We start from the raw sequence: 21,438 nt of genomic DNA on the forward strand, positions 1-21,438 counted from the left end.
CATGTTCTCAACGATATATACACACGAAGTAAAAACCTGGTTTAAGAAACCGCTTTTTTACATATACGCAGCTGTTTTATTTCTATTATCCTTATTAATATCTGCACTTGCGGTAGGTGTTTTTGATAGTGATAATGTAACCGTAACAAGTGCGATAAAATTAAATGGTGCGGTAGGTATTTACAGTCTTTTGGGCTTTTTTGCCATTCTTACCTACTTGTTAATACCATCTATAATAGGTGGTACTATACAGCGAGACTTTAAGAATAACATGCACAACGTGCTCTATTCTTATCCATTAACTAAATGGAATTATTTACTAGCAAAATTCAGTGCTGGTATGACAATGACACTATTGATCATCGTTACCAGTTTAATAGGAATCACACTAGGTTTTTATTTACCAGGCGCAAATGAAGAGTTAGTTGGTCCTTTTAAGATCATGAACTATTTACAACCGTTTTTACTTTACATTATTCCTAATGTGTTTTTTTATGGTGCTATAGTTTTTGCCATTACTGCATTTTTAAGAAACGTGAATATAGGTTTCATGTTTGTTTTAGTGATGATCATACTACAATTTGCAGCGGGATCTAGTGCACCTACTATGGATGATTCTTACTGGGTAGAATTACTAGAGCCTACTGGTGATAGTGCCACTTACAGTCAGATTAAATACTGGACTCCAGAAGAACAAAGTACTCAATTAATCCCGATTACTGGGACTTTACTATATAATAGGTTAATCTGGTTAGGCATATCACTACTTGTTTTTATAGGTGTTTTATTTGCTTTTAATTTTTCACAAAACCCAACAAGTTTATCACTAGCAAAAACTAAAGCACAACGAGTCACTAAAAAGAACTTTGGAACTATAACTAAAGTTATCATGCCGCAAGCTACTCAAGATTTATCTTTCCTAGGACAATTGAAGACAGCTTGGATTATCGCAAAATCAGATATTGCATTCATTGTAAAAGGATGGCCTTTTATTATAATAGCTTCAGTTGCATTTGCATTTTCATTGCTTACTATGTTAATCACCGGTCAGCAGTACGGAACTGATATTTTACCTAAAACTTGGGTAATGCTTCAATTTGCAGGTGGTATCTTCAGTACGTTTGCTTACTTATTGATATACTTATATACTGGATTGATAATGGATCGTGCAAAAGCGGCTCACATTAATCAATTAGTAGATGCGACTCCTACAAGAAACTGGACGATGTTACTGTCTAAGTTTATTGCTATGGTTGTTATGATTGCCACCATTTTACTTATTGTGATTTTAAGTGGTATTATCATCCAAGCGTACAACGGTTTCTTTGAGTTTGAGTTACCTCTATATCTTTTTGACCTTTATGTAATTAATATATGGGATTTCATTCCTTGGATTATGATGTCTTTATTGATTCATACACTCATTAAAAATAAATGGGTAGGTTTGATAGTATTATTAGTACTTGCTATAGGTATTCCTCCATTATTAGGAGCTATAGGTGTGGAACAAGGTCAGTTTATTTTCAATCAAGGCGCTGGTTCTCCTAGCCCTAGTGATATGAATGGTTATGGTAGTGGATTAGGGAAATACTTTACCTATAGAGTTTATTGGATGCTGTTAGGTATTGCATTATTTGCTCTTGCTGTATTATTCTACCGTCGTGGTATGGGAACTTCTATGAAAGAACGTATCGCAATTGCAAAAGCACGATTGTCAAAATCAATCATCGCTATAATGGCTGTTTCATTACTTGGATTCTTTGCTATAGGTGGATACATGTGGAAAGTAAACAACATTGACAATGAACAAATATCTGGTAAAGAGCAAGAGGAACTTCAAGTTAATTATGAAAAGGAACTGAGCAAATATGCTAAAATACCTCAACCTAGATTAGTTGCTGTCAATACATTTATGGACATCTATCCAGATACTCGTGATTTTAAGGCAGGAGCGACTTATACCTTAGTAAATCAGACTGATGTTGCAATTGACACTTTACATGTAAATTATCCAGACAGACCTACTGAGATTACTCTAGATTTAGAAAATAATATTGTCAAAGATTTTGAGGATTACAACTACCGTATGTATCAATTTAAAAAGGCATTACAACCAGGTGATACTCTTATAATGAAATTCACTACAGAGAATAAGCCTAATACTTTCTTTGACAATAACTCTCCTGTAGTTGATAATGGAACTTTTATAAATAACAGTATTTTCCCATCCATAGGATATAGTGATCAATTTGAAATACGTAACACTCAAGTACGTAAAAAGTATGATCTAGAACCTAAAGATCGACTGCCAGCTCCAGATGCTCCTGGCGCAAGAGATAATAATTATATAGGTGGTAATAGTGACTGGATAGATTTTGAAGCAACGGTAAGTACTTCAAGTGATCAAATCGCCATTGCACCAGGATATCTCATTAAAGAATGGGAAGAAGACGGACGTAAATATTATAATTATAAAATGGATTCTAAAATCCTCAATTTCTATGCATTCTTAAGCGGCCGTTATGATGTTAAGAGAGACGAGCATGATGGTGTGAAATTAGAAATATATTACCATCCAGATCATGACTATAATGTCGACCGTATGATGAGTGGTTTAAAAGAAGGACTAGATTATTATAACGATAATTATACACCATACCAGCATAGACAGGCGCGTATTATCGAGTTCCCAAGAACTGGTGGTGGTTTTGCACAAGCTTTCCCCAATACGATTCCTTTTAGTGAAGCGATAGGTTTTATAGCAGATGTTGATGATGAGGATAATGACGCCGTTGATTACCCATTTAGTATAACTGCTCACGAACTAGCACATCAGTGGTGGGCACATCAAGTAATAGGTGCAAATGCTAAAGGAGCAACATTACTCTCTGAAAGTCTATCTGAGTATAGTTCTCTTAAAGTTCTCGAAAAAGCAAATGGAAAAGAGCAAATGCGCAAATTCCTTAAAGAGGCTATGGATGGGTACCTATTAGGTAGAACCGTTGAGCAAATCAAAGAGAATCCATTAATGTATAATGAGAACCAACAGTACATTCATTATCAAAAAGGTTCCTTAGTACTATATGCGATGAGTGACTATCTAGGTGATGAAAAATTTAATGCTGTCATAAAGAGATTTGCTCAACAACATCAATTTAAAGGAGCTCCTTATCCAGTTGCAACAGAGTTTGTAAACGATATTAAAGCGGTGACACCAGATTCTTTACAGTATCTAGTTACTGATATGTTTGAAACAATCACTTTGTATAACAATAAAGTAAAAGAAGCGACTTATCAAGAATTACCAGATGGTAAATATCTAGTTACATTAGATGCTCAAGTGATCAAGTACCGCTCTAACGAGAAAGGTAAGTCTGTTTATAAAAATATCGCTGGTGACAGCCTTACTTTTACACCTGAAGGAAAAACCAAAGCATTACAGTCATTACCACTTGCAGATTATATAGAGGTAGGTGTATTTGGCGAAGTAAACGATGATAATGGATTAGAAAAAGTTCTCTACTTAGAAAAATTAAAGGTGTCTGAGATATCAAACACTTTTGACATTATAGTAGATGAAAAACCGATAGAAGCTGGTATCGATCCTTATAATAAGCTGATTGATAGAAATAGCGACGACAACAGGTCAAAACTATCAGAAAAAAAATCTAGCACGACCGCAAAAGAATAAAAACTTTATTGATTAGAGTAGGTTACCACTTACCATTTTAGAATTGTGATGCAGCAGTTTTAAGGTGGTAAGTTTTTTTTTAGTCATATAATAAGATTTCTTTAAAATATCTCTTTTAACAAATCGATGTAGCAATACCATCTATTTGCACCTTATCTTTAAGATATGAAAGTTCTACTCACAGGTGCAAATGGTTACATAGGTATAAGATTATTATATGAATTACTTAAACAAGATCATGAAGTAATTTGTGCTGTACGCAGTGCCGCTCGACTATCGGTACCGCAAGAGATTAAAGATCAAATCGAAATTATAGAAATTGATTTTTTAAACTTAAAATCACAACAAGAATTACCTCAAGACATAGACGCCTCTTACTACCTCATTCATTCTATGAGTAGCAGTACAGAGAGCTTTGACACGATGGAAGCAGAAAGCGCCATAAATTTTGTGCAACTCATTAATCGCACAAGCTGTAAACAAATCATTTATTTATCGGGAATTGTTAATGAAGATAAGCTTAGTAAACATTTGCTTTCGCGAAAGCGTGTTGAAGATCTTCTCTACACAGCAACAGCCGCAGTGACCGTACTTAGAGCTGGAATTATAGTAGGCAGCGGAAGTTCATCATTTGAAATCGTGCGTGATCTATGTGAAAAGTTACCTTTAATGATCACGCCTAAATGGGTCAACACTAAAACACACCCTATAGCGATACGTAATGTAATGAGTTACCTCACCGGTGTATTAGGTCACAAAGACTGTTATAATCATAGTTATGATATAGGTGGTAAAGATGTTCTTACCTATAAAGAAATGATGACACGTTATGCTAAGATGCGTAAAATCAAACTGTACATCATCACAGTACCTATTATGACTCCTAAGCTTAGTTCTTACTGGCTATATTTTGTCACCAGCACTTCTTATAAGCTAGCACAAAATCTGGTCAACAGTATGGCGATTGAAGTAGTTGCACAGCCTAACGACTTGAGGGAAAAGCTAGACATTCATTTATTTAGTTATGAAGAAGCGCTAGCTATGGCATTTACTAAGATTGAACAAAACCAAGTAGCCAGTAGCTGGAAAGACTCTATGGTAAGCGGTCGTTTTAAACGTAATCTCAATAAATATAAACAAGTGCCTAGCTATGGATGCTTAAAGGATGCTCAACAATTAAAAACAGAAGACCCAGATGCAGCACTAGAACGCATATGGTCCATAGGTGGTAAGAATGGATATTATTATGCCACTTTTTTATGGAAAATAAGAGGCTATGTAGATAAACTTATGGGCGGTGTAGGATTACGTCGTGGTCGTACTAATGTTAATACAATATATGCTGGAGATTCTTTAGATTTCTGGAGAGTTCTAGTAGCAGATAAGAAAGAGAAAAGATTACTACTATTTGCTGAAATGCGAGTACCAGGAGAAGCGTGGTTAGAATTTGAAATCGATGAAGATAATGTGGTTCACCAAACTGCGACATTTAGACCGCGAGGTATATGGGGACGCTTATATTGGTATTCTATGCTGCCCTTTCATTACTTTATTTTTGCAGGGATGATCAAGCGTATCGCAAAGGGATAAAATAAAAAAGGGTAGAATTTACTTCTACCCTTTTTCTATACTGTTTAAATAGTGATTATGCTTTTGGTAAAAATACCTCAGCCATCATACACCTAACAGATCCACCACCTAAGGCTTCAATAGTTTCAATAGATGGATGTACTATCTCATTATATTTTTCAAGTTTTTTGATCTGGTCTGCAGTTAATGATTGGTAAGCTTGATCACTCATAATTAGTAATCTATCACCTGCCTCATTATGGACTTGCATCATATTACCAGCAAATGCGTTTACTTGATTTTCTGTAATAGCTATGACATCTTTCCCATCTTCTTTAAGATGTTTTAAAACATTTTTACGTTCAGTTTTGTCATCTATGCAGTCTAAACATATAACGGCATAGTTTTCTCCTAGTGCCATCATGACATTAGTATGATAGATAGGCAATCGCTTATCCTCTACAGTTTGGTATGCGGTAAAAATTACAGGTGTATATTCAAAATCTTCACAAAACTCTATAAACAACTCCTCATCTGCACGAGGTGATATACTACAATAAGCTTTCTTATTAACTCGATCTAGTAATAAGCTACCAGTTCCTTCTAGAAAATACCCTTCATCTTCGGCACTAGTATAGTCTATAATGTTTGCGATACTGAATCCTTCTTTCTCTAGCGTGTCTAAAACTTCTGGTCTGCGTTCTAAGCGACGATTTTCTGCAAACATAGGATATAGGGCTATATCTCCATTTTGATGTGTAGAAATCCAATTATTGGGAAAAATAGAATCTGGCGTATCGTTCTTTTCATCGTCTGAAATGATGATTACATTGATTCCTTTATTTTTTAACGCAGTTGTAAAAGCATCAAATTCTTCTTGAGCTTTGTTATTTGCTACTTCATTTTTAATGCGCCCGTGTGCCTCTTGATCTTGGTAATAATTATTAACAGCTGTTTGTTCATTTAAACGGAACTGCACCGGCCTTACCATAAAAACCGTATCTGTAATTTGTTTCATTAATCTCTTATTAGTGGTAAAGTTGAACATCTTAAAAGACCTTCTTGTTTAGAAATTTCGGCATAAGGCACCTCTTCTACTGTTATCCCATGATTGCGTAACCATGTATTCAATCGAGTAAAATTCTTTTCTGAGACAACCACATCTGGTGCTATAGAAAATACATTTGAATTCATGTGATACATCTCTTCCTGTGAAATTTCAAAACAATTCTCCTTTCCAAAAAAGTCTACCAAATACTGATATTCTTCTTCTTGAAGAAAGCCATTTTTATGTATAATACATTTATCCTTTCCAACTGGTTGAAAGCAACAATCTAGGTGTAAGGCGTTATTATATGGGTCTAGGTTGTCTTTACGCAGGTTAAAACTCATCACTTTTTTATGCGGAAAAGTATTTTTTAACCACTCTATGGCTTCTACGTTTGTACGCGCTATAATATAATCTGCATAGTCATCACCACGATAGGTTCCAACAAAGATATATTCACCGTATAGCATGACATCACCACCTTCAATGTGGACTTCTTCTGGTGGTCTAATAACCTTATCTGGACTTATTTGGTCAATCACATATTGTATCGCCTCTATTTCTTCCTCGCGGTCTGGTAATATATTTGCTTTTACAAAAACATCATCAATTACAAAGCCTATATCTCTAGTAAATATCTGGTTACAATCCTCAATATGTGTTGGTCTATAGACCTTAACATCATACTTTTTAAATACGGCATTTACAGCTTCCATCTCTGTAACCATGTCTTCATTTGATGGATAAGTTCCTGCTAGGATGTGCTCGCGTGATTTAGGATCATAAGCATCCTCTAAAGCAGGCTCAGGACCATTACTCGCAGCAGTTCCTAGAATCACAGCACGCAATCGCGAGGTTTCATCAATTACATTAAGATTTAATTTATTCATATTGCGAATTTAATAATATAACAACCAATTTTTTATGGAATCCACATTGAGTTTATCAACTTTATTTCTCAATAAAAAACTCCCTAACACAACGCGCTAGAGAGTTTATAAAATTTGTGATTTAAAAAATTACCTGTTAGATACTTCTTTAAATGACCTGTGATTCTCACCAGTATATACCTGACGTGGACGACCTATAGGTTCTTTGTTTTCACGCATTTCTTTCCACTGTGCAATCCATCCTGGTAAACGACCTAGTGCAAACATTACGGTAAACATCTCCACAGGAATTCCCATTGCACGATAAATGATACCTGAATAGAAATCTACATTAGGATATAATTTGCGATCTACAAAATATGGATCATTAAGAGCCTCTTGTTCGAGACCTTTTGCAATATCTAAGATAGGATCATCGACACCTAGAGCTTCAAGCACCTCATCTGCAGCTACTTTAATAATTTTTGCTCGTGGATCAAAGTTTTTATATACTCTATGACCGAATCCCATTAAACGGAAAGGATCTTCTTTATCTTTAGCTTTGGCCATGTACTTTTTAGTATCACCACCATCTTCTTTTATTGCTTCTAGCATTTCTAGAACGGCCTGGTTTGCTCCACCATGAAGTGGTCCCCATAACGCATTTATTCCAGCACTTAAACTTGCAAAAAGACCTGCATGTGAAGATCCTACAATACGTACCGTACTTGTAGAGCAATTTTGTTCATGGTCTGCATGAAGAATTAATAACTTATCAAGAGCTTGAGAAACTATAGGGTCTACCGTATAGTCAGAGTTAGGCTTTTTAAACATCATTTTAAGGATGTTATCTACGTAGCCTAGATTATCGTCTCCATAATCAAGAGGCTGTCCCGTGCGTTTTCTTAATGCCCAAGCTACAAGAACTGGAAATTTACCCATGATCTTAACAATAGCATTGTACATATCTTCTTCACTATCTACATTTACAGATGTAGGATTGAAAGCAATTAAGGCACTAGTTAATGAAGAAAGCACACCCATAGGATGAGCAGATTTAGGAAAACCGTCTAAAATTTTCTTTACATCTTCATCAACATGTGAGTTTGCTTTTATGTCTGCATGAAATTTGTCTAATTGCGTTTGAGTAGGCAATTCTCCAAAAATTAATAGATAAGCTACTTCTAGGAAATCTGCCTTATCAGCTAGTTCTTCAATAGAATAACCACGATACCTAAGAATACCTTCTTCTCCATTAAGGAAAGTAATAGCACTCTCACAACTACCTGTATTTTTATATCCAGGATCAATTGTAGTAATACCACCTGTTGCACCTCTTAAAGCCTTAATATCTATGGCTTTTTCATTTTCTGTTCCAGTGATTATTGGGAATTCATATTTCTTCCCATCGATTTCTAAGATAGCTTTTTCTGACATTATTATATTTTGGATTTAACTACTTCAAAAATAATACATAGACCGTTAAGTTGTCGTTAATCGAGACTAGATATTTAACACTTTTAAGAAAATATTTTGGTTTTCTATATCGATTTCGGTTGTTATGTGTATTTAGTGAGATCAATAAAGGTCAGAAGGGTATGTTTTACTCGCTTTCGCGAAAGCGTAATTATTCTTAAAATATAAAACGGCGACCAAAAATGATCGCCGTTTCAACTGTCTGATAGTTCCCAAAAACTTATTCAAACATTATTTCACTATGATTTGTAATGTTGCATTCTCTTCATTTGTTGATACCTGAACTAGATACATCCCACTACTTAAATTTGCTTTAGGTTTAATTATAATACTGTTATTGAAAGTAGCATTTTGGGTATGTATTAATTGACCTAACGTATTATACAAACTAACCGTCACTTCTTTACCATTCAATAAATCGCTTTGTATAGCAAACTGACCACTGGTAACTGGATTAGGGAACAACCTAAGGTCTTCCTGTAGGTTGATATCATTACTACTTAATGTCACGTTTTCAAATACGATTTCAAATCTGTTTATATTACTACTTGCTGCATCGCCTGGCACCACGTCAAAATCAATAGAATTAGTACCTTCTATAAGATCTGTACGAATTAATGTATAGTGATCTACTAATACCGGCTTTACTCCTACTAACCCATCTATAAGTACCTGTAATGTATATTGTGTTGCTCTAAATCGATCTGTAAGTAAGGTTATGTGATCTCCTACTACAGGCATAATATTTTTATCAATACTTAATAGATTTCCATTTTGTACGATAGCTAGAGTTTCATCTTGATTATAAAACTTTACGGCATCACTTTGATCTACTTGTGGATTATTTGCACTATTAATACGTCTTACAGTTTGATCCATAATTGTTTGGGAATTACGATTAACCAGACTGACAAGAACACTTGAATTGTTTTGAGGCTGATTAAAAATATTATTTAAATCTTCATCAACTGATTTATGAGATTCTTTAAAAGTAATATTTGCCGCTCCGCTTGCTTGAACAAATATAGATTGACCTGGTTGTAAGTATTTATTTGCATTACTAGCAAAAGGTATAGGGTCACCGTTGAGTGTAGTCATATCTAGAGTAGCATAACCACCTCTTGTATTTAAGTTAGGATCCCAGTAGTATGCAAAATTCACGTTAACACCAGAAGTCGATACATCATTGAGGACAGTTTTAAAATCTACATTTGCCTGATATGGGTTTGCTATCATTATAAAATCCCCATTACTAGTGGCTAGTGAATTATTAAAATCACCTAGGTGCAAATTACCTTTTGCTCTCAAGGTTGTATTAGTAGCTGCAGGCGCATTTTGCGTAATATCTACCGTTCGATCACCTCTTACCATTAAACGATATGCTGTACCTACCTGTAGTGTATTGACATCAGTATTAGCTTGAGTTACCCATACAGAATTTACTGCATCGTAAGTAAACATTGAAGGATTACCTGATGCTGTCATGTCAAATCCATTTGCACCAGTACTTGATCCTGTTATATGTGTACCTAATCCTGATGCCGTAGATCCATTTTCTTGCCAATTTTGATAAATTGAGTTAGTGGAATTTACAGAAGAGGCTACTAATCTAAAAGCTCTTTTTGCAGGAATATATCGTTCCACCTGTACAACTCCATTAATGGTAGCAACGCTAGCGTCATCTAACTGAGCTGTTCCATTTACATCACTACGGAACACTATGTTCCCATTAGTATTGATAGTTGTACTTGCAGGCGTAAATACATCGTGTATATTCATTACTGCAGTTATTGATATTGTATTTGAACCTGTCATGGTTACCTGACCAATGTCAATAATACCATCACCTGAAATTGTCTGTGCACTAGAACCAGAGAAAATTAACCGCCCATCAGTAGCACCAATGTATCCATCAGTCGAAAGATCACCTAGTATAGTAAGGCTATTATTGAGGAATAAACTATTTGCATTTCCAATAATCTGAAAATTATTAATGTGAGAATCAGTCCCGATGGTTGCTAAGCCATTTATCACTTGCGCATTGAGACTAGCAGTATCTGCATTAGGAGCAAATGGCGTCCAACCATTATCATATATTAAAGTAGGCTCTTCAATAGATATATTAAATGTTTGAGCATTCATTAAAGTATTTGTATCACCTAATACTGTGAAATCAAAACTATCCGTAAGCACTAATTCAGTAGAATCATGATTATAAACAATTCTATTATTATTAAGATCTGCTTGAGTGAACGTGTCTCCTAAGCTAAGTGCTACATTGCTTAACTCTAATTCACCTTGCTTAGGCAAGCGAGTAACTACATAAACCATATTTGCATTAGTAGTACCTGATTGTTGAGTCCTTAGTAAAGTTTGATCTATAACTGTAGATGCTCCGTAAGCAGTCATCAGTAGGTTATTTCTGTTATTGTCAATATCGTTAACATATTGTAGTCTTCCGCAAACGGTTACACTGAATTCTTGAAAAATACCACCTGTACCTGATGTTCTATCTGTCGCCAGCAACACCCATTCACCTTGGGCGCTTAGCCCGTTAAATCTAGAAAAAGCCTGTCCAGGTCTTAGGTTACCTGTTAACGCGCCTGTATATCCTGGGTTACAAGCAAATGCCGCTGTACCTTGATCACTAACAATTAAATCAAAATCTCTACCGGCGGCACATTCTCTATTATATACCTCTGAAAAACGACCTGAAGGAGAACTTAATTGCATTTTAATATGCCCAGTATCATTATGATCTGCACGCATGTAAAAACTTAAATTAGTAATTTCAATATCATCTGGCACATCAACTCGGGCACTTACTGCATTCACATCAGTTTCCCATACATTATCACCATTTTCAAAGTACTCATTATCGTAAACATTACATACATCTTGTGCAGTTTGAAAAGCAGCTATGGAAGCTATAGATCCTGTAGCACAACCATTTGATGGTGTAATTCTCCAGTAATAAATTTGAGACGGATTAAGTAAGGTAGTCTGAAATGATGTTTTATTTACCACAGTAGCACTTTCTACTATCATAGAAAAATCAGATGATGTAGATACCTCTACTAAATAACTAGATGCACTAGGTAAATCTTGCCACTCTAATAAAGGATTTGCGACTTGATTTCCTGCACCGTTGATAGGTGACACTATAGCAACCTCACCAACATTATTATCAAAAACTTTTAAATTAAACTCTTCATCAATAGTTGCAGAGGTTGAAGTCGCAACTACCCTAAAGTTATATAAATCAGCGTCTACTGTATCTGTACCCGTAATTACAACATTTACAGCAGTTGAACTTGTTGTTGTTGAAGGACTAAAAGATGCCGTAAGTCCTGATGGCAATTGAATAGTGCTAAAAGTAACCACTTCATTAAACCCAGGAGCAGCATTATAATCAAAGCTGAAACTAGCGTCTGATGGCTGACAAGTTGAAACATCAGCAGATGCTGTTGATAATTCGAAAGTACCTTCTTTAATTTCAAAATTTCCATTATTTACATTATAGAAATAGTTACCGACAGCTTCTACCATAATTCTAGCATTAGAAGTTATCGATCCCACAGGTACTAAAATTTGAGCAGAACCTACATTAGGTACAGCAGAGGCAAGAGTGAATGGATAAGTATAACCTCCGTCAAGTGATAATAAGACATTAACCTCAGTCGCTAGCTCTACTCTATTAGTACCTGAAACGTCCCAAGTAACAGTTTGATTTTCTCCCTCATACCATATATCAGTAAGGACTGGGGTATTTACCACAAATGCTCCTATTCCTTGAATATCACGAGGTCTCACAACTACACTACTTTGATCTGTCTGACCGCCAAAAGGATTATTATCTTTAATTGTCACTATAAACGTCATATCCCTACTTACAGAAGAAATAGTTTCCCATTGATCATCTACACCATTTAAAACCTCCTCAAGGTTCGGGAAATATCTAGTAGGATTTGTAGTGCCAAATTTAGACCTAAACATAGGACCTGTAGTATTTGTTGACAACGGCGGCTGCGGAGATCCTGTAGCCGCATCTCCACCTGTATCTAATTGTTCCCAATTATAAGTGTAAATCTCACCATTATCTGGTGCTTGAGAAGAACCAGCAGTTAATTTAAATGGAGTTGAAACAGGTAAAAACTTATCTGTGAGCATTACTGCGTTTGGTGCGGTTGGATTATTTGATCCTAAATCAATTTGATCATCACAAGTGTCAACTGCGATATTGTTATGCATTTGCTGTAAACTAATAGCATGAAAGTATGCGTCACTATTCTCTTGAACATTAGGAGCGCAAATCCCAGCATACCCCATGATTGTGCTAGCACTACCTGTTTCATAAGGTGATGATGATGGTGAACCACCAAAACATCCATTATAGAAAGTATGTTCGGCACTAAATTGATGACCTATTTCATGACATACATAATCAATATCAAATGGATCAAACTCTGGAGTTACAATCCCGGTAACACCTCTACCTTTAGTATTTGCACAAGGGCTTTGACCTGCAATTCCACCACCACCAGTAGAAAAGACATGACCTATATCATAATTGTTAGTACCAATTCTATTATTAATATTACTTGTATTTTCTCCTAACATTTGAGAACCACTATAATTATCATAAGGATCTGAATATCCCTGATTATTCAGATTATTGAAATAAATTAAACTATCATTATTTGCAACAAGTGTAAATCTGATAGACATTTCTTGCTCGTATACACTATTAACACGAGCTAGAGTAACAACTATTGCCGCAAGTGCATCTGCACGAGCATCGCCATTAGCAGCATTACCGTCATCGTGATAAGATGTATACTCAGATGTTGCCGCTATAGCTATTTCATAAGTTCTAAACGCTCTATCTCTGAACGCTTTAGTTTGAAATTCATTAATTTCAGGTGTAGCAGAATTGTTTGCTAACTCATCAGTATGACATTCAAAACTTAAATCAGTACGCACTAGGTTGCGACGATTATATACCATTATTTCATCTGGTGTCAATTTTGAAAAAGGGTCCATATAAAGGATATTTTCACCAGTAATGACACCTCTAAATCCTTGAGGTGTTATAGTAAAATATATTTTGTTTAGTGAGGTACTAGAATAACCATAATAAGAATGGATATTAGGAAAATCAGTCATTAACTGAGGTTCCATGGCTCCAGCATCATACACATTAAATGTTTCAAATTGATTATTACCTATTGGAAAATCCACTGTAATTGCCGCTCCGCCTGAAAATCGATCAACAGCGCCATCCAATTTTTGTACTAACACATGCGGATTGATGTGATACAAATCATAACTCGTAGGTTGAATAGGCCTTTGAGCATCTGTTAAAGATGGCAATCCATCCTTAGAAAAGTTTTCCCATATCACACCTTGACTAAAAGATAATGACATGGAAAGAAATGCAATAATATGTACTAGTTTTTTCATGTTTAATCGTTTTTGGGAGGCACAAGTATGCAACACTAAAACGATAAAAACAACATTTTAACGATAAAATCACCTTTTTAAATGCTATTTATGCATTTAAACGATAAAAAAAGCCACTTATGATAAGTGGCTTTTAAATATTTGCTTTCGCAAAAGCGAATTTGATATCTCTTTATAGCTGAAAAGCATTGCGTCCTGGATAATAAGCACTATCCTGTAATTCTTCCTCTATACGTAAAAGCTGATTATATTTTGCCATACGATCTGAACGTGATGCACTACCTGTCTTAATCTGGCCAGTTGAAAGCGCCACGGCTAAATCTGCAATAGTATTATCTTCAGTTTCACCACTACGGTGGGACATAACTGACGTATAACCTGCTTTATGAGCCATTGTAACTGCAGCGATAGTTTCAGTAAGTGTACCGATTTGATTCACTTTTATCAAAATTGAATTTGCAATACCTTCTTTTATTCCACGTGAAAGGCGTTCAACATTCGTTACAAAAAGATCATCACCTACTAATTGAACTTTATCACCGGCAAGTTCTGTAAGTATCTTCCATCCTTCCCAGTCGTTTTCATCCATACCGTCCTCAATGGAAATAATAGGATATTTTGTAGCTAGGGAAGCAAGATATTCTGCTTGTTCTCTACTTGATCGAATTACACCATTTTGGCCTTCAAATTTTGTATAATCGTATCTACCGTCCACAAAAAACTCAGCTGCTGCACAGTCTAATGCTATCATTACATCTTTACCGGCATTATAACCCGCATTTCCTATAGCTTCAATAATGGTATCTAAGGCATCTTCAGTCCCGTCTAGGGTAGGCGCAAAGCCTCCTTCATCACCTACTGCAGTACTTAAACCTCTATCGTGTAGTACTTTTTTTAAATGATGAAAGATTTCTGTTCCCATTTGTAAAGCATGAGTAAAACTTTCTGCCTCAACAGGCATCACCATAAATTCTTGAAAAGCTATAGGAGCATCACTATGCGATCCACCGTTAATAATATTCATCATAGGAACAGGTAATGTACAAGCTGTCATACCACCTATGTATTTATATAAAGGTTGGTTAAGTTCAGCTGCCGCTGCCTTTGCACAAGCTAGCGAAACGCCTAATATCGCGTTTGCACCTAACTTTGCCTTATTAGAAGTACCATCTAAATCAATCATTAATTGATCGATATACTGTTGATCAAAAACAGATGTTCCCATTAACTCAAGAGAAATAATCGTATTAACATTGTTAACAGCTTTTCCTACTCCTTTACCTAAATAAGATTTACCTCCATCTCTTAATTCAACCGCTTCATGTTCTCCGGTAGAAGCACCAGATGGCACAGCTGCTCTTCCCATAATTCCATTAGAAGTGATGACATCTACTTCTACAGTAGGATTACCACGTGAATCAAATATTTGTCTTGCGTGTACGTCAATTATAGTACTCATGCTGTTTGTTTTTTAGTAGTTTTAATTAATTCAATAAATTGGTCAAAAAGATAAGTAGCATCATTAGGTCCAGGACCAGCTTCAGGATGATATTGCACTGAGAAACAAGGCTTATCGATAATTCGAATTCCTGCTACAGTATCATCATTTAAATGCATGTGAGTTATTTCAATTTTATTATTTGCAAGCGCTTGAGATTTGTTAATCGCAAACCCATGATTTTGAGAAGTTATCTCACCTTTACCGGTCAATAAGTTTTTAATAGGATGATTAATTCCTCTATGCCCATTATGCATTTTATAAGTTGAAACACCCATAGCTAAAGCTATAACTTGATGACCTAAACAGATTCCAAATAAAGGACTATCTGATCCTATTATCTTTTTAGCTGTTTCAATAGCTGAGTGAAGAGGCTCTGGATCACCAGGTCCGTTTGATATAAAATAACCATCTGGATTAAAGGCAGCCATTTCTTCAAAAGAAGAATTATACGGGAAAACTTTGATAAAAGTATCTCTTGAGGCCAAGTTGCGTAAAATATTACTTTTTACTCCTAAATCAAGTGCAGCAATTTTATAAGTAGCATTTTCATCGCCATAAAAGTATGGTTCTTTACAAGAAACTTGTGATGCTAATTCTAGACCTTCCATACTAGGAACTTTTTCCAACTGCGACTTCAAAGCTTCTATATCTTCAATTTGTGTAGAAATAATAGCATTTTGCGCACCGTGATCACGAATGTATCTGACCAATGCACGAGTGTCAACATCAGAGAGAATGACTAATTTTTTTTCTTGAAGATATTTAAAAAGATCTGATTGAGCAGCAGGTCTAGAAAATTCTTCAGAAAAGTTCTTACAAATCAATCCTGCTATTTTTACAGAACTAGATTCCGCATCATCTACAGTAACACCATAATTACCTATATGTGCATTTGTAGTAACCATAATCTGACCAGTATAAGAAGGATCTGTAAAGACTTCTTGATATCCAGACATGCCAGTATTAAAGCAAATTTCCCCAGTAGCAGTCCCGCCATCTCCAATTGCCTTTCCGTGAAATAAAGTACCGTCTGCTAAAAGTATAACAGCATCCTTTTTATTTAAATAACTCATAATAGAAATTGTTTTTCAAAAATAATTTAAAAAAAAGGACCAATGCGAAAGCATTGATCCTTTTATCTACATATTATCAAAGATTTTACTCTTCTTCATTAGTATTGTCTGTTGAAGTTTCAACTGGTGCAGCAGCAGATTTACTACGACGGCTACGACGAGTATTCTTCTTCTTACCTTCATTAGGACTGTAGATTTCATTAAAATCTACAAGCTCTATCATGGCCATATCAGCATTATCACCAAGACGATTACCAAGCTTAATGATACGAGTGTATCCACCTGGACGATCAGCTACCTTAGAAGAAACGTCTCTGAATAATTCAGTAACTGCTTCTTTACTTCTAAGTTTTGCAAATACTAAACGACGATTGTGAGTAGTATCCTCCTTAGATTTTGTGATTAATGGCTCAACGAACTGCTTAACAGCTTTTGCCTTTGCTACGGTAGTATTAATACGTTTGTGCTCTATAAGAGAACAAGCCATATTTGCCAACATCGCCTTGCGGTGTGCTGTTTTTCTACCTAAATGATTAAATTTCTTTCCGTGTCTCATCTTATTTTGTTTCTTTAACTAGCTTGAACTAGTCACGGTCAAGTTTATATTTTGATAAATCCATACCGAAGTTAAGTCCTTTAACATTGACTAATTCTTCTAGTTCAGTTAAAGATTTCTTACCGAAGTTTCTGAATTTCATCAAATCATTCTTGTTGTAAGAAACTAAATCACCTAGTGTTTCAACTTCAGCAGCTTTCAGACAATTCAGTGCACGTACAGAAAGCTCCATATCTACAAGTTTTGTCTTAAGCAATTGTCTCATATGAAGGCTCTCTTCATCATAAGTCTCTGTTTGTGCAATCTCATCAGCTTCAAGAGTTATACGTTCATCAGAGAACAACATGAAGTGATGGATAAGAGTCTTAGCAGCCTCTGTTAAGGCTTGCTTTGGGTGAATACTACCATCAGTAGAAATCTCAAAAACTAATTTTTCATAATCGGTTTTTTGCTCTACACGATAATTTTCTATGCTATACTTTACATTTTTAATAGGTGTAAAAATAGAGTCGATTGCAATCGTACCTATGGCTGCATTAGAATTTTTATTTTCTTCAGCAGGAACATAACCTCTACCCTTCTCAATTGTAAGTTCTAAATTAAGACTCACAGAAGATTCAGTGTTACAGATAATCATTTCTGGGTTTAAAACTTGGAACCCTGAAATATATTTCTGCATATCACCAGCGGTAAAAGTATCCTTTCCTGAGAAAGATACATTAACCACTTCACTATCCACTTCATCAATTTGACGTCTAAATCTAATTTGCTTGAAATTTAATATAATTTCAGTAACGTCTTCAACTACACCTTCAATCGTAGAGAACTCATGATCCACACCTTCTATACGAATAGAAGTTATAGCAAACCCTTCAAGTGATGAAAGTAATACTCTACGAAGAGCATTTCCCACAGTAAGACCATAACCTGGCTCTAAAGGTCTGAATTCGAATTTACCTTCAAAATCAGTAGAATCAATCATGATTACTTTATCCGGCTTTTGGAAATTTAATATTGCCATAAGATTACTTTGTGGATTAATTATTATTTAGAGTACAATTCAACGATCAACTGTTCCTTGATGTTCTCAGGAATTTGCATTCTTTCAGGAACACTAACGAATGTACCAGACATGCTTGCTTTATTAAATGTAATAAAGTCATAGACATGCTCATTACTAGATAATGATTGATCTATTGCACTTAAAGATTTAGATTTTTCACGAACAGCAACAACATCACCAGGCTTTAACTGATAAGATGGTATGTTAACCAGCTCACCATTAACCGTAATGTGTCTGTGTGAAACTAACTGACGAGCACCACGACGAGTTTTAGCTAACCCCATTCTATAAACAACGTTATCTAAACGAGACTCACATAACTGAAGAAGAACTTCACCTGTAATGCCTGTACTACGTACAGCCTTTTCAAACATTAAACGGAACTGCTTTTCTAGCACTCCATAAGTATACTTTGCTTTTTGCTTTTCTTTAAGCTGAACTGCATACTCTGATTCTTTACCACGACGTCTAGCGTTACCGTGCATACCTGGAGGATAATTTTTCTTCTCCAAAGCTTTACTAGGGCCAAAAATTGGTTCTCTGAATCGACGTGCAATTTTTGCCTTAGGACCTCTATATCTTGCCATTTTACAAAATTTATTGAATGATGTACTGTGAATTCAGGTCAATATCCTTCGACAGCCAAACAATCACTCGTTATTAATAATTAATTATACTCTACGACGCTTAGGAGGACGACATCCATTATGTGGCAAAGGAGTAACATCGATAATCTCTGTTACCTCAATTCCTGAATTATGGATACTACGAATAGCACTTTCACGACCATTACCTGGTCCTTTAACATATGCTTTAACTTTACGAAGTCCTGCCTCATGAGCAACTTTCGATGCATCTTCAGCAGCTAATTGTGCTGCGTAAGGTGTATTTTTCTTAGATCCACGGAAACCCATTTTTCCAGCAGATGACCAAGAAATAACTTCACCTTTTTTATTTGTCAAAGAAACTAGGATATTATTGAAAGAAGATGAAATGTGAACTTCACCAACCGACTCAACAATGACTTTACGCTTTTTTGATACTGTTTTAGACTTTGCCATATCAATTACTTATTATTTAGTTGCCTTTTTCTTGTTAGCAACAGTCTTACGTTTTCCTTTACGAGTACGTGAGTTATTTTTTGTTCTTTGACCTCTAAGTGGAAGTCCTGATCTATGTCGAATACCTCTATAACAGCCGATATCCATTAAACGCTTAATATTAAGCTGTGTTTCAGATCTTAATTCACCTTCAATTGTGAATTCACCAATGGCTGCACGTATTTTACCAATTTCATCATCATTCCAATCTGTTACCTTTTTATCTAAGCCAACACCTGTATCGATAAGAACTTGTTTCGCACGATTACGTCCGATACCGTATATGTAAGTCAATGCAACTTCACCACGTTTATTTTTAGGTATATCTACCCCTGCAATTCTAGCCATAGCTTAACCTTGTCTTTGTTTAAATTTTGGATTTTTTTTGTTGATTACATAAAGACGACCTTTACGGCGTACAATCTTACAATCAGCACTTCTCTTTTTAATCGATGCTCTTACTTTCATATTAGTACCTATAAGTGATCCTTGCTTTCGTTAAATCGTAAGGACTCATTTCTAATTTTACTTTATCTCCTGGAAGCAACTTAATGTAATGCATACGCATCTTTCCAGATATGTGTGCAGTTACAACGTGCCCGTTTTCTAATTCTACCCTAAACATTGCATTCGACAATGCTTCTATAATGGAACCGTCTTGTTCTATTGCTGACTGTTTTGCCATTATGCTACTGCTTTTCTGTTTTTACCTGTTTTGATTAAACCATCATAATGACGGTTTAACAAATATGAATTAATCTGCTGCATTGTATCTATAGCAACACCAACCATAATCAATAATGATGTACCGCCATAAAACAAAGCCCATTGTTGAGTAACACCCATCAAAGAAACAAATGCTGGAAAAATAGCAACTAATGCTAAAAATATTGATCCTGGCAATGTTATTTGAGACATAATTTTATCGAGGTAATCCGCTGTTTCAGTTCCTGGACGAATACCAGCAATAAAACCACCGTTTCTTTTTAGGTCATCTGCCATCTTATTTGTAGGCACCGTTATCGCGGTGTAAAAATAAGTAAATATTATGATTAATAGAGCGAATACTAAGTTATACCAAAAACCAAATATATCACCAAATGCTGTCTGTACGGTTGTTGCCCATGAAGTATCCAACTGACCTAAAGCAGCAGGAACGAACATAATAGCCTGAGCAAAAATAATAGGCATAACTCCTGAAGCATTAAGCTTTAAAGGAATAAACTGTCTTGAACCTTGTTCATTTTTCTCGTAACCACCAGAAGCAGCTCTTCTAGCATACTGAACTGGGATCTTACGAACTGCCATAACTAACATGATACATAAAAGTATAACAACGAACCAAACCAGCAACTCAACTAAAACCAACATAACACCACCTGAACCAGTAACTCTTGCAGCAAACTCCTGAACAAATGCTTGAGGAAGTGTAGCGATAATCCCAACCATTATTAACAGTGAAATACCATTACCAATTCCTTTATCTGTAATCTTTTCACCTAACCACATAGCAAAGACACAACCAGTAACAAGAATTATAGTACTACTAACCAAAAATAAATTCATATTATCTGGCATCAAATATGCGTCACTTGGAACACCTAATGTACCAAGACTTAATAAATAACTAGGAGCCTGAATCAAACATATACCTATGGTCAGCCATCTCGTTATTTGGTTTATTTTCTTTTGACCACTAGCACCTTCCTTCTGAAGCTTTTGAAGGTATGGAATTGCAATACCCATCAATTGAACAACAATACTAGCAGATATGTAAGGCATGATACCTAAAGCGAAAACTGAAGCATTTGAAAAAGCACCACCAGTAAAAGCATTAAGAACAAAACCTATACCACCACCCTCGAAATTCTCAGAAAAACTAGCTAACTTACTTGAATCAATTCCTGGAAGAACTACTTGAGCACCAAAACGATAAACAAGAAGTAAACTGAAAGTCATAATAATACGATCTTTCAGTTCTTCAATCTTCCAAATATTTTTTAATGTTTCTATAAATTTCATTGGTTAA

General features: G+C 35.4%; 16 protein-coding genes. 2 read left to right on the plus strand and 14 right to left on the minus strand.

What is annotated here, in order from left to right; translation table 11 throughout:
- Window position 1: 1 nt before the first annotated feature.
- Window positions 2-3,691, plus strand: coding sequence for an ABC transporter permease/M1 family aminopeptidase (locus BST92_RS02070; RefSeq protein ID WP_105069961.1), 3,690 nt, complete (start codon window positions 2-4; stop codon window positions 3,689-3,691).
- 165 nt (window positions 3,692-3,856) lie between these two features.
- Window positions 3,857-5,281 (plus strand): SDR family oxidoreductase, encoded by a 1,425-nt coding sequence (locus tag BST92_RS02075; RefSeq protein WP_105069962.1) that lies wholly within the window; start codon window positions 3,857-3,859, stop codon window positions 5,279-5,281.
- A 55-nt stretch (window positions 5,282-5,336) separates the two neighbouring features.
- Here the strand turns inward: BST92_RS02075 and ctlX are convergent, their stop codons facing one another.
- From ctlX to secY, 14 genes are all read right to left on the minus strand, one after another.
- Window positions 5,337-6,278: a citrulline utilization hydrolase CtlX gene (gene ctlX / locus BST92_RS02080; RefSeq protein WP_105069963.1), complete on the minus strand. Its 942-nt coding sequence runs from the start codon at window positions 6,276-6,278 to the stop codon at window positions 5,337-5,339.
- Window positions 6,278-7,198 carry a dimethylarginine dimethylaminohydrolase family protein gene (locus BST92_RS02085; RefSeq protein ID WP_105069964.1) on the minus strand — a complete coding sequence of 307 codons (921 nt, stop codon included), beginning with the start codon at window positions 7,196-7,198 and terminating at the stop codon, window positions 6,278-6,280. The genes ctlX and BST92_RS02085 overlap by 1 nt, the downstream gene beginning before the upstream one ends.
- A gap of 129 nt (window positions 7,199-7,327) precedes the next feature.
- Complete coding sequence (locus tag BST92_RS02090; RefSeq protein WP_105069965.1) at window positions 7,328-8,614, minus strand: citrate synthase; 1,287 nt, start codon at window positions 8,612-8,614, stop codon at window positions 7,328-7,330.
- 270 nt (window positions 8,615-8,884) lie between these two features.
- Window positions 8,885-14,116, minus strand: coding sequence for a zinc-dependent metalloprotease family protein (locus BST92_RS02095; RefSeq protein ID WP_211292425.1), 5,232 nt, complete (start codon window positions 14,114-14,116; stop codon window positions 8,885-8,887).
- Window positions 14,117-14,288: 172 nt separating this feature from the next.
- Window positions 14,289-15,575 (minus strand): phosphopyruvate hydratase, encoded by a 1,287-nt coding sequence (gene eno, locus BST92_RS02100; protein ID WP_105069967.1) that lies wholly within the window; start codon window positions 15,573-15,575, stop codon window positions 14,289-14,291.
- Window positions 15,572-16,690, minus strand: coding sequence for a glutamine-hydrolyzing carbamoyl-phosphate synthase small subunit (gene carA / locus BST92_RS02105; RefSeq protein ID WP_105069968.1), 1,119 nt, complete (start codon window positions 16,688-16,690; stop codon window positions 15,572-15,574). The genes eno and carA overlap by 4 nt, the downstream gene beginning before the upstream one ends.
- An 85-nt stretch (window positions 16,691-16,775) precedes the next feature.
- Window positions 16,776-17,246, minus strand: a complete 471-nt coding sequence (gene rplQ / locus BST92_RS02110; protein ID WP_105069969.1) for a 50S ribosomal protein L17 — start codon at window positions 17,244-17,246, stop codon at window positions 16,776-16,778.
- 28 nt (window positions 17,247-17,274) lie between these two features.
- Window positions 17,275-18,267 (minus strand): DNA-directed RNA polymerase subunit alpha, encoded by a 993-nt coding sequence (locus BST92_RS02115; RefSeq protein WP_105069970.1) that lies wholly within the window; start codon window positions 18,265-18,267, stop codon window positions 17,275-17,277.
- A 23-nt stretch (window positions 18,268-18,290) separates the two neighbouring features.
- Window positions 18,291-18,896, minus strand: coding sequence for a 30S ribosomal protein S4 (gene rpsD / locus BST92_RS02120; RefSeq protein WP_105069971.1), 606 nt, complete (start codon window positions 18,894-18,896; stop codon window positions 18,291-18,293).
- An 84-nt stretch (window positions 18,897-18,980) separates the two neighbouring features.
- On the minus strand, window positions 18,981-19,370 hold the full coding sequence (gene rpsK, locus BST92_RS02125) for a 30S ribosomal protein S11 (RefSeq protein ID WP_036580357.1): 390 nt from the start codon (window positions 19,368-19,370) through the stop codon (window positions 18,981-18,983).
- 12 nt (window positions 19,371-19,382) lie between these two features.
- Window positions 19,383-19,757 carry a 30S ribosomal protein S13 gene (rpsM, locus tag BST92_RS02130; protein ID WP_105069972.1) on the minus strand — a complete coding sequence of 125 codons (375 nt, stop codon included), beginning with the start codon at window positions 19,755-19,757 and terminating at the stop codon, window positions 19,383-19,385.
- 3 nt (window positions 19,758-19,760) lie between these two features.
- Window positions 19,761-19,877 (minus strand): type B 50S ribosomal protein L36, encoded by a 117-nt coding sequence (gene ykgO, locus BST92_RS02135; RefSeq protein WP_015361145.1) that lies wholly within the window; start codon window positions 19,875-19,877, stop codon window positions 19,761-19,763.
- A gap of 1 nt (window position 19,878) precedes the next feature.
- Window positions 19,879-20,094, minus strand: coding sequence for a translation initiation factor IF-1 (infA, locus tag BST92_RS02140; protein ID WP_015361146.1), 216 nt, complete (start codon window positions 20,092-20,094; stop codon window positions 19,879-19,881).
- On the minus strand, window positions 20,094-21,431 hold the full coding sequence (gene secY / locus BST92_RS02145) for a preprotein translocase subunit SecY (RefSeq protein WP_105069973.1): 1,338 nt from the start codon (window positions 21,429-21,431) through the stop codon (window positions 20,094-20,096). The genes infA and secY overlap by 1 nt, the downstream gene beginning before the upstream one ends.
- Window positions 21,432-21,438: the final 7 nt, after the last annotated feature.

Origin of the sequence: Nonlabens arenilitoris (assembly GCF_002954765.1) — a bacterium.
Lineage (GTDB): Bacteria > Bacteroidota > Bacteroidia > Flavobacteriales > Flavobacteriaceae > Nonlabens > Nonlabens arenilitoris.

Coding starts and splice junctions, on each gene's coding strand:
- rpsM (WP_105069972.1), bottom strand. CDS start 19,757: ATGGCTAGAATTGCAGGGGTAGATATACCTAAAAATAAACGTGGTGAA.
- BST92_RS02075 (WP_105069962.1), top strand. CDS start 3,857: ATGAAAGTTCTACTCACAGGTGCAAATGGTTACATAGGTATAAGATTA.
- secY (WP_105069973.1), bottom strand. CDS start 21,431: ATGAAATTTATAGAAACATTAAAAAATATTTGGAAGATTGAAGAACTG.
- BST92_RS02090 (WP_105069965.1), bottom strand. CDS start 8,614: ATGTCAGAAAAAGCTATCTTAGAAATCGATGGGAAGAAATATGAATTC.
- rpsK (WP_036580357.1), bottom strand. CDS start 19,370: ATGGCAAAGTCTAAAACAGTATCAAAAAAGCGTAAAGTCATTGTTGAG.
- ykgO (WP_015361145.1), bottom strand. CDS start 19,877: ATGAAAGTAAGAGCATCGATTAAAAAGAGAAGTGCTGATTGTAAGATT.
- rpsD (WP_105069971.1), bottom strand. CDS start 18,896: ATGGCAAGATATAGAGGTCCTAAGGCAAAAATTGCACGTCGATTCAGA.
- rplQ (WP_105069969.1), bottom strand. CDS start 17,246: ATGAGACACGGAAAGAAATTTAATCATTTAGGTAGAAAAACAGCACAC.
- carA (WP_105069968.1), bottom strand. CDS start 16,690: ATGAGTTATTTAAATAAAAAGGATGCTGTTATACTTTTAGCAGACGGT.
- BST92_RS02095 (WP_211292425.1), bottom strand. CDS start 14,116: ATGAAAAAACTAGTACATATTATTGCATTTCTTTCCATGTCATTATCT.
- BST92_RS02070 (WP_105069961.1), top strand. CDS start 2: ATGTTCTCAACGATATATACACACGAAGTAAAAACCTGGTTTAAGAAA.
- eno (WP_105069967.1), bottom strand. CDS start 15,575: ATGAGTACTATAATTGACGTACACGCAAGACAAATATTTGATTCACGT.
- BST92_RS02115 (WP_105069970.1), bottom strand. CDS start 18,267: ATGGCAATATTAAATTTCCAAAAGCCGGATAAAGTAATCATGATTGAT.
- BST92_RS02085 (WP_105069964.1), bottom strand. CDS start 7,198: ATGAATAAATTAAATCTTAATGTAATTGATGAAACCTCGCGATTGCGT.
- infA (WP_015361146.1), bottom strand. CDS start 20,094: ATGGCAAAACAGTCAGCAATAGAACAAGACGGTTCCATTATAGAAGCA.
- ctlX (WP_105069963.1), bottom strand. CDS start 6,278: ATGAAACAAATTACAGATACGGTTTTTATGGTAAGGCCGGTGCAGTTC.